The organism is Lysinibacillus pakistanensis, assembly GCF_030123245.1.
Taxonomy (GTDB): domain Bacteria; phylum Bacillota; class Bacilli; order Bacillales_A; family Planococcaceae; genus Lysinibacillus; species Lysinibacillus pakistanensis.
This window is the reverse complement of sequence record NZ_CP126101.1, coordinates 1,644,867-1,660,124: the sequence shown is the minus strand read 5'-3', so window position 1 is coordinate 1,660,124 and position 15,258 is coordinate 1,644,867. Positions and strand designations below refer to the sequence as shown.

At 37.3% G+C, this 15,258-nt stretch carries 16 protein-coding genes; 5 read left to right on the top strand and 11 right to left on the bottom strand.

Annotated features, from left to right (window positions below):
• Positions 1-73 precede the first annotated feature (73 nt).
• Complete coding sequence (gene prsW, locus QNH24_RS07830; RefSeq protein ID WP_283871515.1) at positions 74-748, bottom strand: glutamic-type intramembrane protease PrsW; 675 nt, start codon at positions 746-748, stop codon at positions 74-76.
• Positions 749-1,060: 312 nt separating this feature from the next.
• On the opposite strand from prsW, the gene QNH24_RS07825 reads away from it, so the two are divergent.
• Positions 1,061-2,029 (top strand): asparaginase, encoded by a 969-nt coding sequence (locus tag QNH24_RS07825; RefSeq protein WP_283871514.1) that lies wholly within the window; start codon positions 1,061-1,063, stop codon positions 2,027-2,029.
• A gap of 27 nt (positions 2,030-2,056) precedes the next feature.
• On the opposite strand, the gene QNH24_RS07820 is transcribed toward QNH24_RS07825, so the two are convergent.
• The 7 genes from QNH24_RS07820 to QNH24_RS07790 form a co-directional block, all read right to left on the bottom strand.
• The gene (locus QNH24_RS07820) at positions 2,057-3,598 is read right to left on the bottom strand and encodes an aminotransferase class V-fold PLP-dependent enzyme (RefSeq protein ID WP_283871513.1); all 1,542 of its coding nucleotides are present in this window, start codon (positions 3,596-3,598) and stop codon (positions 2,057-2,059) included.
• Between the two features lie 4 nt (positions 3,599-3,602).
• Positions 3,603-4,169: a glycerol-3-phosphate acyltransferase gene (locus tag QNH24_RS07815; RefSeq protein ID WP_283871512.1), complete on the bottom strand. Its 567-nt coding sequence runs from the start codon at positions 4,167-4,169 to the stop codon at positions 3,603-3,605.
• Between the two features lie 83 nt (positions 4,170-4,252).
• A complete protein-coding gene (locus QNH24_RS07810) occupies positions 4,253-5,218 on the bottom strand; it encodes a YpdA family putative bacillithiol disulfide reductase (RefSeq protein WP_283871511.1) in 966 nt (321 codons plus the stop codon).
• Between the two features lie 106 nt (positions 5,219-5,324).
• A complete protein-coding gene (locus QNH24_RS07805; RefSeq protein WP_283871510.1) occupies positions 5,325-6,080 on the bottom strand; it encodes a metallophosphoesterase in 756 nt (251 codons plus the stop codon).
• Between the two features lie 159 nt (positions 6,081-6,239).
• Positions 6,240-6,992 (bottom strand): LysM peptidoglycan-binding domain-containing protein, encoded by a 753-nt coding sequence (locus QNH24_RS07800; protein ID WP_283871509.1) that lies wholly within the window; start codon positions 6,990-6,992, stop codon positions 6,240-6,242.
• 85 nt (positions 6,993-7,077) lie between these two features.
• A complete protein-coding gene (locus QNH24_RS07795) occupies positions 7,078-8,520 on the bottom strand; it encodes a RecQ family ATP-dependent DNA helicase (RefSeq protein ID WP_283871508.1) in 1,443 nt (480 codons plus the stop codon).
• Positions 8,521-9,546, bottom strand: coding sequence for a YpbB family protein (locus QNH24_RS07790; RefSeq protein WP_283871507.1), 1,026 nt, complete (start codon positions 9,544-9,546; stop codon positions 8,521-8,523).
• A 107-nt stretch (positions 9,547-9,653) separates the two neighbouring features.
• On the opposite strand from QNH24_RS07790, the gene QNH24_RS07785 reads away from it, so the two are divergent.
• From QNH24_RS07785 to QNH24_RS07775, 3 genes are all read left to right on the top strand, one after another.
• Positions 9,654-9,902 (top strand): ferredoxin, encoded by a 249-nt coding sequence (locus QNH24_RS07785; RefSeq protein ID WP_054771236.1) that lies wholly within the window; start codon positions 9,654-9,656, stop codon positions 9,900-9,902.
• 246 nt (positions 9,903-10,148) lie between these two features.
• Entirely contained in the window at positions 10,149-10,931 is a 783-nt protein-coding gene (gene fabI / locus QNH24_RS07780; protein ID WP_283871506.1) for an enoyl-ACP reductase FabI, read from the top strand.
• 104 nt (positions 10,932-11,035) lie between these two features.
• Positions 11,036-11,353 (top strand): BRCT domain-containing protein, encoded by a 318-nt coding sequence (locus tag QNH24_RS07775; protein WP_283871505.1) that lies wholly within the window; start codon positions 11,036-11,038, stop codon positions 11,351-11,353.
• Between the two features lie 61 nt (positions 11,354-11,414).
• On the opposite strand, the gene QNH24_RS07770 is transcribed toward QNH24_RS07775, so the two are convergent.
• From QNH24_RS07770 to QNH24_RS07760, 3 genes are all read right to left on the bottom strand, one after another.
• The gene (locus QNH24_RS07770; RefSeq protein ID WP_283871504.1) at positions 11,415-12,086 is read right to left on the bottom strand and encodes a peptidylprolyl isomerase; all 672 of its coding nucleotides are present in this window, start codon (positions 12,084-12,086) and stop codon (positions 11,415-11,417) included.
• A 72-nt stretch (positions 12,087-12,158) separates the two neighbouring features.
• A complete protein-coding gene (locus tag QNH24_RS07765; RefSeq protein WP_283871503.1) occupies positions 12,159-12,887 on the bottom strand; it encodes a sulfite exporter TauE/SafE family protein in 729 nt (242 codons plus the stop codon).
• Positions 12,888-12,912: 25 nt separating this feature from the next.
• Positions 12,913-14,118 (bottom strand): MFS transporter, encoded by a 1,206-nt coding sequence (locus tag QNH24_RS07760; protein ID WP_283871502.1) that lies wholly within the window; start codon positions 14,116-14,118, stop codon positions 12,913-12,915.
• A gap of 298 nt (positions 14,119-14,416) precedes the next feature.
• On the opposite strand from QNH24_RS07760, the gene QNH24_RS07755 reads away from it, so the two are divergent.
• Positions 14,417-15,241, top strand: coding sequence for a methyl-accepting chemotaxis protein (locus tag QNH24_RS07755; RefSeq protein WP_283871501.1), 825 nt, complete (start codon positions 14,417-14,419; stop codon positions 15,239-15,241).
• Positions 15,242-15,258: the final 17 nt, after the last annotated feature.

Genomic DNA, 15,258 nt, shown 5'->3' with positions numbered 1-15,258 from the left:
CTTGAAACAAACGACTCAATTTATACATTTAAAAAATAGAAAAGCGCAGAAATCTTTTATTGATTTCTACGCTTTATATTTTTTTATGCATATGCAAGTGTTGCACAAGGTGATAGTGAGCGAGTTTTACTTTTCTTAGTCCAAACCACCATAAAAATAGCATAAACGGTATCATTAAATATACCCAGTAGCCTTTAAATGATAAAATTGTATTATATAAAATGTGTAATACTACCGGTGCACAAAGCGCCATAGCAATCATTTCATTCGTCTTTGCAAGCTTCGAAAACTTGGCACGTCCATAATAATAGCCCATTACAACACCAAACAAGGCATGACTTGATACAGGTAATAAAGCTCGCATAAATGCTGTATCTAAACCGAATGAAAATAAATATAATATATTTTCAACCGTGGCAAAGCCAAGAGATACACTTGCACCATACAGTATGCCATCATAGGGATCATCAAATTCAACATGATTATAGATTGCAATTAAAAGCACAAACCATTTAAAAAATTCTTCAACTACACTAGAAAATATAACATCCTGTAGATAAAGATATTGAAAAACCCCTTCCTCTGTTAAGACATATTGTAAAAACAAGATAGGAAATGTTAAAAATGCACCATACAAAAACGTTTGAAGTAAGGTTTTTCTTGGCTCCGTTGCCATCTGATTGCGCAAATAGAAATAACTAAAAAGCGCTAGACCGGGAGCAATGGCAGCTGATAATAAAATGATCATGTTGCCGGCTCCTTTCAACATCAATTTCGCATTGACATAATTGTGTTCAGTTTTAAAATTATGTTAGCATAATTTAATAAAGCATGACATCCTTTTAAGGCTTTGGGACAGCACATAGCCCTGATACAGGATGTTAATCTTTATATGTCTGTAAATACCTTTTATTGAGAAAATATATTTGTAAATCTCAGATGAAAAATACCTACGACATTAACCTTTCATTTTCGACAAAAAAATAGCTTTTAACTAAAGTTAAACTGCTATTATTATACCATGTAATGACAGAATTTTTTAAAAGGAGCTATTATTTTTATGAAAAAAACAATTTTATTAATTCATACAGGTGGCACAATTTCTATGGCTATGAGTGACGAAGGTGCTGTTATGCCAAATAAGGAAAATCCTCTTATGCAAGAAAGTAGCAAGCTCGACTCATTAGCATCTATTATTGAAATGGAAGCCTTTAACCTTCCATCACCACATATCACACCAAAAGAAATGCTAATGTTACGCAATCTAATAATTGATAAAGTTTCAGAGGAAAAAATTGATGGCGTTGTTATTACACATGGAACAGATACATTAGAGGAAACAGCTTATTTTTTAGAGCTAACAACGGATTTATCAATTCCTATTGTTTTAACGGGTGCAATGCGCTCCTCTAATGAACTTGGAGCAGATGGTATATATAATTTAATGGAGGCAGTTCGTGTTGCGGTAGATGAAGAAGCGCGTGAAAAAGGAGTGCTTGTTGTCATGAATGACGAGGTCCATCTTGCTGTCAATACAACAAAGACAAGCACTAGTTCAGTCAACACCTTCCAATCTCCTCAGTATGGACCCATCGGACTTATTACAAAATCAAGAATATTATTTCATCACGCTCCTATCCGCCGGCAATATGTTGACATAAAAGGATTATCAAAACGAGTGGCCATGCTGAAAGTCTATGCAGGCATGGAAGTCGATTTACTTGATGTTGTCCTCGCATGTAAATATGATGGCGTAGTATTAGAAGGACTTGGACAGGGCAATGTACCCCCAACCGTTGTAAAAGGAATTGAGAGTTTAATAGAACGTGGTATTCCTGTTGTACTCGTTTCCCGTTGTTTTAACGGTATTGCAGAAGGTGTCTATGGCTATGTAGGCGGCGGCAAAATGCTGGAAGACCTAGGCGCAATATTTGCCACTGGTATTAATGGCCAAAAGGCACGATTAAAATTATTAATAGGGCTCAATAAATCAGGCACTCCACTTCATTTAAAGGATTTTTTCATGTAAAACAATGTATTCCCTTCTCCTAGCATCTTATGCTTCAACAACCTGTTGATAATAGCACAAAATCTCTTGGAGACGAATAATAGCTTGTTCAAAATCTGGTTGTATTACTGATAGCTGAATGAAATTATTTTCACGTAAATAACGGCTGTCTCCATGGACAAATAGTTGATTTAATGTTAAATCCGTATGTAATTGAGACAGAGCCTTTGGACATTTTAACGTAATGAGCATTGGATAATTGGTTGTTAATAGTTTATAATGCATGAACGGTAGCTGCAGTAGAGTATCAAAGCGCTGCTGTAGCAGTTCATAGCGTGCTGGATATGCCTGAAGTGCCACCTCAACATTTCTAACCAGGCTTGCAGGTAATGTGAATGGAATGGCTCCTTGCTGATAGTTCGCTAAATCCATATAGGCTGGTATTGAAGTTGATGGTTTCGCAAGCTTTTGTGAAAAGACAAATGCTAGACCGCTTAATGCACCTATTGCCTTACCACTCACAGCTGTTGCTAGATAACAATCCTTTAAAGAGAATGGCAATGCGCCAAAAGTGCTAATACAATCAATGCAGAGCTTCATATTGTAGCGTTTTGTGAGCTGCACAAGCTGCTCTAAGTTATTACAAGTGCCTGTTGAGGTTTCACCATGCACAGCAAGTAACCACTGATAACTTCCCTTTTGTAGCATTGTATCTATACTCACAAAATCAAAAGCTTGCCCCCATCTCTGCTCTACAACATCAAAATCCAATGCCCAACGCTCTGCCTGCTTGCGTAAACGTTCCCCAAATTCTCCATTCGTTAAAATAATTCCTCGTCCTAATTGCTGTGCCTTTATTTGCCCAAGCATTACTTCATTCGCTAACGTACCAGTCCCAACAACAAGGGCAACATGGTGAGCCTCCGATAGTTGCAGTAGCTTAGAAGTCACACGTCCATAAAGAGATCCAAATGTAGCAGTACGATGGGATAAATCTGTATATTCTATCGACACCTTCTGCTTTACTGGACCTGGATAAAATGTATGACCTCCTGTTACAAGTCTATGCTGGAAGGACTGTTCAAATTGCTGTCTAGTTAATAACATTGGCAAAAACATAGCATCCTTCGTACCGATAGCAGGTGCAAATTGCTTGAATCCTATTTGCTTATAAAGCTTCTCTTCACGAGTTGTGCCAGAAATGACAGCTGCCGTATACCCCTTTTCATAGGCAAAGGCATTCAATGCTTGTGATAATCTTAAAAGAACTCGCCCTGTTCGATAAGCCTTCTTTACAGCAAGTAAACGAATTTCGCAAAGCTTGGCACATTGTTCTTGTGATAAATATTGTTCCACCTTTCCAATCTTTTCATCAATGGAAAATGGTCGCTGATCTCGAAAGGCTATCATTCCAATTAATTCAATTCCTTTATAGACAACGAGATATGTATTTTCCTGATGAAAGCGATCGACCTTCTTTTTTGCAGGATTAGGCTCATGCTGTGGAATTTCCTCCACAAAGGTTTCATAATTCAAACGAGCAATCGCTTCAAACTCTTTTTCAGTTTGCGCTATTTTGCACCAGTACATCTTGTCACTTCCCTTTTTCTAATGATTCCTTGATATTTGGCATATGCTTGATTAGCATACAAAGCATCGCTATGAATATCGGTATGTATAGTTGAAAATTTCCCGTTTGGACAATAGCCATACTATATAAAACAAAGCCCCCAACCATACCAAGAGTAAGACTTCTAGTAAGACCAAACACAAGTGCGCTTCCTAAAATCATCCAAAAAAATAGACCTGTTGAAAGGGCAAGACCAACTCCAATAAAAGTAGCTACGCCTTTTCCACCGTTAAATTTCAACCAAACAGGGAATAAATGACCAAAAATAACACAGGTCGCTCCCACATTTATTACCCACTCTTCAAGGTGCCATAAACGTCCCAAAAGAACGACTGCTACACCCTTCAGCGAGTCGCCAAAAAATGTCCATACGAATGCAGCTTTGCCAATTACACTCCCTGCATTACGGGCTCCTAAGTTTTTACTTCTTTCTTCTTGAAGGTTAATCCCATATGCTTTTCCAACGAAAAAAGCCGTCATAAAGTTTCCTATTATATAACTTAAGAGCCAGTACACCCCACTCAAATGCACACCCTCCAATCATTTTTCACGTTGCTTTCACCTTCATTTACTTAAAAAAAGCTGTATAAGCCACATGCCTATACAGCTTTCATTTATTTTGTTCTTTTAGCAATAGTTTGTGCAATACAATCGCCATGGAAGCGGCCATTCTCGATAAAGATCTCATTGGCATTATTTCCTGCTGCAATCACACCAGCAATAAACAATCCCTCTATATTCGTCTCCATCGTCTCTGGTGTAATAAACGGACGCCCCGTTTCATCATCAATAGTTACACCCATAGCACGAATAAACGAATGATCTGGATGATAGCCAGTCATTGCAAATACAAAATCATTTTGTAAAACTTCTTCTTGACCATCTATCTCTAAAACAACCTCATGCTCAAGAATTTCTAGCACATTTGTATTGAAGTGCATCTTCACTTCTCCATTTCTTACTACTCCATCAAATTCTGGTAATACCCATGGTTTGATGCTAGGTGAATACTCATTGCCACGATAAACTACCGTCACCCGAGCACCAGCTTTATTTAGCTCAAGCGCTGCATCCACCGCTGAATTTTTTCCACCTATCACTAATACATCTGTATCAAAAAATTCATGTCCTTCTTTAAAATAATGGAAGACTTTCGGTAATTGTTCTCCCTTTATCTTTAAATAATTGGGATGGTCATAATAGCCAGTTGCTATCACGACATAGGGCGTTTCATATACTTCTTTATCTGTTGTTACTGTAAATAAAGCATCTTTTTTCTTCACGCTATTTACTTTTTCAAAGCGATTTACCTGAATATTTTTCAAACGCACAACTTCTCGATAATACACAAGTGCTTGATTTCGTTTTGGCTTGCGTCCTTCAATAATAAAAGGTACATCTCCGATAGCTAGACGTTCACTTGTACTAAAAAAGGTTTGATGTGTAGGATAATTGTAAATCGAATTTACAATATTCCCCTTTTCAATCACTATTGGCTGTAGTCCAATATTTTGCAAAGCTATTGCTGCTGCTAAACCACATGGTCCGCCTCCAACAATTATGGCATCTGCTTGCTGCATTTCTTGACACTCCTATCAAATTCGATTAGCGAAAGGTGCTAATCCTCTCTTTTACATAAAAATTAGATCCATTCTCATTATACGCCTTCTATCAGAATTTGGTTGTTTATTTACCCGAAATTTCAATGTCAATAATATGACACTGCGGTTTTGCACCAAGTCTTAAGGGTAATAATGTTGTCCCATAGCCATTACTCACTAACGTCATGACACCTTCTCGCTCCCGATAAGAGCCATTTGGATGGGCACCATAAGGGCCAATTCTAATTTGCCCACCATGTAAATGCCCCCCAATCATTAAATCCGCTCTAAATTTTGCTCGTACTCTCGCAAAAACACCAGGATTATGAGAAATAAATACGACTAAATCATTCTCATCAACTTTCTCAAATGCTTTATCAAAGCTATATTTTTTTGTAGATGTGTCTTCAATTGCACTTAACCAAAAACGATTCTTTTTCGGTAAAAGAACAGCATCATTCGCAATAATTTGAACACCATGCTCCTGTAATATATCACGTAGCCGTTGCTCACCTACTTCTCTATCATTATTTCCCCAGACAAAATAAGTCGGTCCTAAAGGGGTTAGTAATTTTAGATTATCATGAATACGTTTAATCGGTGTACGTCCATCAGCAAAATCTCCACCAATTATAACCGCATCAAACTGGTCATCTAATTGTTCAATCATACGGCGATTAATTTTGCGTAAATGTGTATCTGAAATAAAAAATAGTCGAATTTTTTCCTGTTTACCCTTTAATGGCAATTGATGATGTAAGACATTGTTTTCATGTGCTACCTTCCACATATAGAGCAGGAACACGATGACTATTAAAATCAATAATCCAATATAAATCATTCTCTCACATCTCCTTACGAAAGCAAAAAGACGATTCGTTTATATGAGGAATCGCCTTTTTACTAAATCAGACGAACGCATCAACCTTTTTGTTGTTAACGTTTGTCCATTATTTTATACTAGAAAAACTTCATTGCCAAAGAATGACACCCATTTTTCTTATGGTAATTTAATTACTTGCCCAACCATTACTGTATTCGAAGACATGCCATTTGCTGCACGAATTTTTGCAAGCGTAGCTTCACTTCCATCACCGTAATGATTCAAGGCAATACGATATAAATTTTCATTTTCCTTCACTGTATGGGTACTTGCTTTTGCAGCATTCTTTGCCTCTTCAGCCTTACGTGCTTGTTCCGCCTTTTTTGCCTCCTCCGCTTTTCTTGCTGCCTCTGCTTGCTGTTGTGCTAGTTTAGCTTGCTCAGCTTTTTTAGCTTCCTCGGCTTTTCTAGTTTCTTCAGCCTTTCTAGCTTCCTCAGCCTTTTTAGCTTCTTGAGTAGCCTTTTGTTCAGCCGCTAATTTTTCAGCGTCTTTTTTAGATTGATTCTCCGCTTCCTTTTTCGCTTTATCATCTTCTTTTTTATTGCCAGTCGCCCCAGCGGCATCCGTTTTATTTCCCGATTTATCAATTTCTAAAACTTGTTCAGAGGTATTTTTTTCAGCCTCTTCAATCGATTTACCTGGTTCGTAAAATTTTAAAAAATAGATTAAAATTGAAAATGGAATTAAGATAAAGATTACAAAGAGAATCGTCATTAAAGGCATTTTATGTTTTGTCTTTTTTGGCTTTTTATTAGGACTTCCATTTTTATTCATTCTTGAAACTCTTGATAAATTTTGCTGATCCTTTTGCTCATCTTCAAATGATTGTCGATGCTCTTCAATTTTATCGCGGTAATCTTCTTTACTCATTCGACTTTCCCCCAACCTTACTACGCTTTCTATCATTCTATTATGACGAATTTTGCGAAAAAAGTAAATGACCGTCAATTGTAGCCTAATTACCCATTAAGAGTTGCTTTAAACGGCTTTCCCATGGAATCATTTCTATTTTTCTTTCTTCCTCCAAGCGTACTTTATTGATTTCATCATAATGGATTCCACAATTTTCACAACAGTTTTCCGGTTTTTTCTGCAATTTTTGCCCAAAATACCCGACTAGTTGTGCGCGAATACAGTCTTTTGTCTGAGTAATTTTTTTCATTTCATCGACAGCCCTGTATTTTTCTACTGCCAATTGATTTAATCGTGCCTTTACCTGTTCCACACTTTCTTGTTGTAACCAAAAATTTAGCACACGAAAGGCCGTTTCACTTAGCTCCCCATTTTTCAGCATTTGGGATGGTTGTAAACGTTGATTTAGTAATTCTTGATAGCGTTCGACATGACCAGAAGTCGGTAAATCTCCTGTTACAACAAATTTCGCAAGCTCCTCGTCACCTTCACTATACAGTAAAATGGCAATCGCTGGCTGACCATCGCGGCCTGCACGACCTATTTCCTGCATATAATTCTCTACATTCGCAGGCATCGTTTCATGAATAATCTGTCGAATATCTGGTTTATTAATCCCCATCCCAAAGGCATTTGTCGCCACAATCCAATCAAGTTCACCATCAATAAATTGTTGCTGGATAAACTGACGATCCTCTGCACCGTAGCCAGCATGATAAGCTGCTGTGCGAATACCTGCTTGAATCAGCACCTCACAGTATTGTTCTGCACGCTTCCTTGAGGACAGATATAAGATACCTGGTCCTGCTGTTTTTTTAATATGCTGCAATATCCACTGCGCTTTATCCGCTTTATCTTCAAAGGTAACACGCCCTAAATGAATATTGGGGCGATCTACATCGTACATAAATTCAAACGGGTTAATTAACGACAATGTTTTAGATATATCCTTAACGACCTTTTCAGTTGCAGTTGCCGACAGGGCTAAAACTGGGGGACGATTTACCTGAGAAAACCATTGACCAATCCGTAAATAATCCGGTCGAAAATCAAATCCCCATTGCGAAATACAATGTGCTTCGTCTACAACAATAAGACCTAGCTTTATTTGCGAAAGCTTTTCCTGCACTTGCGGCTGAAGCAGCATTTCTGGTGAAGTAAAAATAAAACGATATTGCTCTAAAAAATGCAGGGCATACCGTTTTTCAGTGATGGTTAAAAAAGAGTTTAGGGCAACAACTCTCTTTTCACCAAAACGTTTTAGCTCCTCAACCTGATCTTGCATTAACGAAAGCAAGGGAGAAACAATAAGTACTGGTTTTTGCAAAATATAGCCCGATAATTGATAGCATAATGACTTCCCCATTCCAGTTGGCAACAAAGCGATTACATCTTTTTCTTGCAGAATCGCTTCAATGACCTCCTTTTGTCCGGGACGGAATGTTGTATACCCAAAATATTTCGCTAATGCTTGTTCAAGCTCCATCTACACTTCTCCTTTCGCAAGGATAAGTTTTAATTGGAAATAACTCATGCCTTCAACTACTTCATGCAATGTTTTTAACTTCTTCGTTTGATATTGTTTCGAGGCTTGCCAAACCTTTTCTGCTTCCTCATAAGAGACGAAAGAACCAATCGAAAAGTTCGGTTCATACATGGCTAATTCTACTAAATGATCCTCAATGGTACTTTGTTTAAGCTTTCTTATTTGCACAATTTGCTCAATTGAATAGCCCTGCTCATATAAATATGCTGTTTGTTGTGCAGAATCGGTGATTAATGCCTTTACCCTTAATCCCTCTGCAATTTCACTAAGCAAAGGATACCCCTTTTGATGTACTTCATTTAATAATGTATGTAGAAGTTCAATAAATGCCAATTGACTATCTAAAACGACTTCCTTACGCTCACTAGCAAGCTGCTGCCACGTCCATCCTGGTAAATTCTGACCGCTTAATCGATAAAGGACAAGCTGTTTATTGGTATCTGCTTGGGGCAATTCTGCAAGCGCTCTTTCGCATTCTACTAATAATTGTTCCTGTAAATGCCGATCCTGATAATTATGCTTTAGTAAAAATGAGCGAACCCATGACTGAATCGTTACATCTCTACTGATTGGAGAAAAAGAACGTACTCCAGCATTTTGATAAGAGAGGCTTTGTACAATCAAAGACAATCTTGCAAAAAAAATATGTTCATTTCCTCGATAATGCCATCCATCAAATAAAAAAGCAGGCGTTTGCTCTGCTCGCTGTAAACCGAGCTTTTTCAGGGAATAGTGACCAGATTCCTGTATATCTAACCAACTATATTGCGAAAATAACTTTACAGCATTATCAAATGTTGGTCTCGGTAGCTTTGTTAATAATCCAAAGTAAGGATGTAGCTGAAATAGCCCAATGTCTTGTATCGTCTGACCTGAACGCTTTCCTCTTAATATATGGTAAGCAGCAGAAATTGTTCTCTCGTTATTGAGCTTTTGAAAGATTTGCAATAGAATTTGATGAAACATAGACGCAAATTCCTCCAATTTCATAGTATTTATGTTGAAATGTCAGATAAACATCTTTAAAATGAGAATGAAGCTTTGTAGGAACATTGTAAAAGGAGAGAATAATAATGGCTAAATTCACAATCGTTGATAAAGATACATGCATCGCTTGTGGCGCATGCGGAGCCGCAGCACCAGACATTTATGATTATGATGATGAAGGTATTGCCTTCGTTATTTTAGATGATAACATGGGAACTGCTGAAGTTCCAGAAGATCTATTAGAAGACATGCAAGATGCTTTCGAAGGGTGTCCAACTGACTCTATTAAAGTTGCAGATGAAACATTCGAAGGTGACGCATTAAAATTCGAATAGATCAAACGTTGAAGGCATCCAAAGCTGGGTGCCTTCTTATTTTAAAATGCCTTAGATTTATATAAAAATCTTCATAATACATGCAATTGGATTCGTCTCTACATAAACTAGAGATGATTTTTTTGTACCGCTTTTTTAAAATTGTGTCCCCCTGTCATCTTGTTATTGCAACCATTTTTTATGTATGATAAGATTTTAGTAGTTGGTACTAATAACAGATATTATTTCATAAAGGGGTTCTTATAAATGATGGATAATTTATTACAATTAAAAGATAAAAATATTGTGGTAATGGGTGTGGCAAATGATCGTAGTATTGCTTGGGGCATCGCAAAACGTTTATTTGATGTCGGCGCAAATGTTATTTTCACCTATCGCCAAGAACGTTCATTAAAAAAATTACAAAAGCAATTAGAAAATATTGGACAATCTAATTCATTGATTGTGCAATGTGACGTGAACAGCGATGACAGCACAAAGGCAGCCTTTGATGAAATCGGTTCAAAAGTAGGCATTATTCATGGTATTGTACACTCTGTAGCGTTTGCCAATGCAGAAGATTTACACAACCGTTTCTTAGAGACAACTCGCGATGGCTATGCATTTGCACAAGATACTAGTGCGTATTCCCTTATCTCAGCAGCAAAAGCGGCACATCCTTATATGACTGAAGGCGGTTCAATAGTAACTATGAGCTATTTAGGCGCAGAGCGTGTGCTTGACGGCTACAATGTAATGGGCGTAGCGAAAGCAGCATTAGAGGCTTCTATGCGCTACCTTGCTGCAGATATCGGGAAGGATAATATTCGTGTCAATGCAATTTCAGCTGGAGCGATTCGTACACTTGCAGCAAAAGGCGTTCCTTCCTTCAACACAATTTTACACAAAATCGAAGAAACAGCTCCATTAAAGCGTAATGTTCAGCAAGACGAAGTAGCAGATATGACAATTGTGATGCTTTCTCACCTATCTCGAGGCGTTACAGGCGAAACAATTTACATCGACGCTGGCTATAATATTATGGGATAAATACAAAGAAGCATGGAAAATCGTCATTGATTTTTCATGCTTCCTTTTCTTAATTTGCACGATCGAGAGTGAAAACCTTTAGCATTCACATAAGGAGAATCAACATGGACAAAAATAACAACAACACTGAAATCATTTATCTTTCTGATCCATCTGAATGCTTCATGCATCCATTTTATAATAAACAAATTGTCTTTACAGGGGCTCTTTCCACGATGATACGTGCAGAAGCTGCGAAAAAAGTGAGGGCTTGTGGAGGGATAGTACAAGGTGCTGTTACAAAGGAGACAGATTTCGTTATTCTTGGAAAGAACCATCGAGGGTTCAGTACAAAACAATTAAAAGCCGAGCAATTGATTAGACTCGGCCTAGACATTCAAATGATTGTTGAGGATGATTTTATTTGGCTTATTTCGATGTAAAGAACTTAAAAAACCAATTAAGTTCACAATCATTTAGTGCAAAAACTAATTGGGCAGACTTCTATTTTAAAACCTTTGGAGCTGGGTAATCAAAGCCCTTTGTATCCACTTCCACCTTTTTCATTCGCTGATCTTCCAGTGGCTTTTCACCATCTCGTTCAACAGCAACAATCGCATCCACTGTTTCCATGCCCTCAATCACTTTCCCAAAAGCAGCATATTGACCATCAAGATGTGATGCTGTATCTACCATAATGAAAAATTGTGATCCCGCGGAATTCGGGTCCCCCGAACGTGCCATTGAAATAACGCCACGTTCATGCTTCAAATCGTTTTTAAAGCCATTAGAAGAAAACTCACCTTCTATCGAATAGTCTGGTCCACCCGTACCATTACCTGAAGGATCTCCCCCTTGAATCATAAAACCAGGAATAACGCGATGGAAAATAAGACCATCATAAAAGCCTTTGTTAACTAAAGAAATAAAATTAGCTACTGTGTTCGGTGCTGTAGAAGGCTCTAATTCGATGACGATTTTTTCGCCATTTTCCATCGTAATTGTCACAATTGGATTTTCCTTCACTTCAGAAGAATAATCTACTTTTTCTTCCGATTCCTGTGCCTTCTTACCCTCAGGTTGTCCTTGTTCTTTAGCTGCTCCGCAACCTGTCACAATAAAAGTCACTGTAAGCAACGCAAAGACAAGATAAATTCCTTTATAACGCGTAAACATAGTATTTCCTCTCCTCTTTTTAGCTCGTCTATTTATTATACCGATTCGTTCGCTTATAACAAATAGTAACTCTTAAAACATAGCAAATATAGTTTGAATTAATAGAATAACACCTGCAGCAAATAGCATTATATTAATCAACCTTGAAAAAAGCTTTTGGTCGAGCCTATTAAAGAAAATTTGCCCTACAACTAAACCTATTAGTAAAATTGGCAATGCATACAAACTATTAACCCAAACTGTTTTATTTGTACCTGTCATTGTTAATTGGAAGAGTAAACTAATTAGGTAAATAAAAATATAGTAGGCTAAAGTTGTAGCTCTAATCATTTCCTTACTTTTCATTGTACCTGCAAAATAAAGTAATAATGGGGGTCCAGCCATCCCAATACTTGTAGTTAACAATCCTGATAAAAAGCCTACTCCATAATCTCTTTTTGTCGTTGGTTGAAAAGACAAATTTTTAATAAGTAGAATTGTTAATCCTATTAATGTGATAGCAATAATTAATTTAAAAGTGATGATGTTGACAAACGAAAATATCACACTACCAAATGGTGCACCAATTAAACTACCCATTACAATTTTCTTTAATAAACTAAAATCAACATCCTGTCTGATCTTCCATATTAATGTAAATGAAATAACTAAAGATAAAAGGATATTGATTTGTATGGCTTCCTGTGGCGAAAATAGCACCAATAATAATGGCGTGGCGATGATAGAAAAGCCAAAACCTGAGCTTGTTTGTAAAATCGAGGCAAACAAGATAATTAAAAAAAAGATAATAAGTTCGAACAAAATAGCACCTCACAATCAATAATTCCTAGTGACCCACTGCTATATGTTGTTTTTTAATAAAGCCCTTTAATAAAAAAGATAGGAAGCAGGCAACGGCTAAAAATACAGCAATCATCGTAATAACACCTATCCAGCCGAAATGCATCCAAAATATGCCTCCCACTGTTCCTCCAACACTAGAGCCAAAATAATAGAAAAATAAATAAAGTGAGGAGGCTTGTGCTTTATCATGAGTGGCTCTTTTACTAACCCATCCGCTAGCAATCGAGTGTGCCGCAAAGAAGCCAAATGTAAAAACGGTAATGCCAATAATCTTCAAACTCAGAAAGCCGTGTAATGTAAGGATGGCCCCTATCAGCATAATAGCAATTGACAATAGCAGCATTTTTTGACGTCCATATCGATCAGCTAAACCGCCGAACCAAGCAGAACTGAATGTACCGACCAAGTAAATAATAAATATCCACCCAACAATTGTAGCACTTAAATTATAGGGCGATGCCATTAATTTAAAGCCTATATAGTTATACAGCGTAACAAAGCTTCCCATTAAAACAAAGCTAATGCCGAACAAACAAAGCATTGATGGGTCCTTTAAATGTTGTATAAGTGAGGTCGTTAATGCTTTTATTTGCAAAGATCGAGCCGTAAAATGCTTGGAATTCGGCAGCATCCAGACAAATATCAGGCTAATGAGTAGACTAATTATACCAAGTACAATCATGCCCACCTGCCAATTATAAAGATCCGTTAATGTTCCGATAATAACCCGTCCACTAAGTCCCCCAACTGAGTTTCCACTTATGTACAAGCCCATGGCCACACCTAAACTAGATGGGTCGATTTCCTCTCCTAAATATGCCATGGCAATAGCAGGCAAACCCGCAAAAACTACTCCTTGTAGTACTCGGAGCACTAAAATCATTTCAAAATTTGGTGAAAAGGCAAGCGCTAGGGTAAGGATCGATGCAGCAAAAATCGAAATAGTCATTAATGATTTTCTTCCCCAAGCCTCAGACAATGAGCCAACAATAATCATGCTGATAGATAGTGCAAAGGTAGTCACTGATAGCGATAAGCTCGCAACGGCTGGTGATACATGAAACTCCGCTGCAAACGTTGGCAGTAAAGGCTGCGTTATATAGAGGTTGGCAAAGGTAATAAAGCCTGCTAAAAATAAAGCCCAATTTGCTTTATGAAACGCCCTTGTCCCCTTTTGAATAAAGTCCATGTGTCTCGCTCCTTAACATACAAACCAATAATACTATTTATTCTAATACAATTTTCATTAAAACACACGATAGACTGTCAAAAAATCGACAAAATCATTTCTAATTTTATTTTTATTGTTATATTTTATTTGACATTTTCACTATAAATAATTTCTCTATTTTTCTTAATAAAAAATTTAGATTTACTATTTTGAGTTGGCAATTATTGTGCTACAGTGAAAGTAATCATCTAGCAATCATTGTCAAAGTGAGCCGATGACTAGACTATTTTCGTTGCACAGACTTGGAGGAATTTTTATGAAAATTATTGAAGCACTATCCCTTTCAGTACCGTATATCCACCTTGCATTAAAAGAAGAAGCAATTGTAGCTGTTGTTGAAAAAGAAAGTCAAATAGTTGTGAAATATTTAGCAGGCAAGCGAGTAGATTCAGGCTATAAAGATGGTCAAAAAGTAAATACAAACGACCAAAATGTTTTCATTGCTTTTAATGGGCAAAATGCGGATGTTGTGATACCAGAGGATGTGTACGGCGTTGCCATCAATGCTTTTTCATTCCCAATTCGTGAAAATGGTAAAGTCGTAGGTGCTCTTGCATTTGGACTGCCAATCGACAATGAACTTAAACTCGAAGATTATATGAGCACAATGGATACTATCGTGAACAGTTTACAGGACAAAGTACATACAATTGCCTCACATTCTGAAGAGTTAGCTGCTACAAGCGAAGAAATTAACAAACAAGCACAGCATGCCCTTGAGGATTCTGAAAAAACAAATGAAGTCACTGATTTAATAAAGAGCATCTCACGCCAAACGAATTTACTTGGCTTAAATGCATCCATTGAGGCTGCTCGTGCTGGTCAGCATGGCGCTGGCTTTAACATTGTGGCTCAGGAAGTTAGAAAGCTTTCCTTCGAAACCTCTAGCGCCACTGAAAACATAGAAGCATCGTTAAGAAATATTAATCGGAATCTCGAAAATCTGAAACAAAATATGGGGCAAATCAATGATGCTACCAATGAGCAGGCCCAGCTTGTTCAGGATTTCAGTGAAATTATTGAAGAGCTATCTGTTCTTAGTCATGAAATGAAGAACTTTATGCATGATGCCTTAAAATAACAATGAGGTGAAAGTTA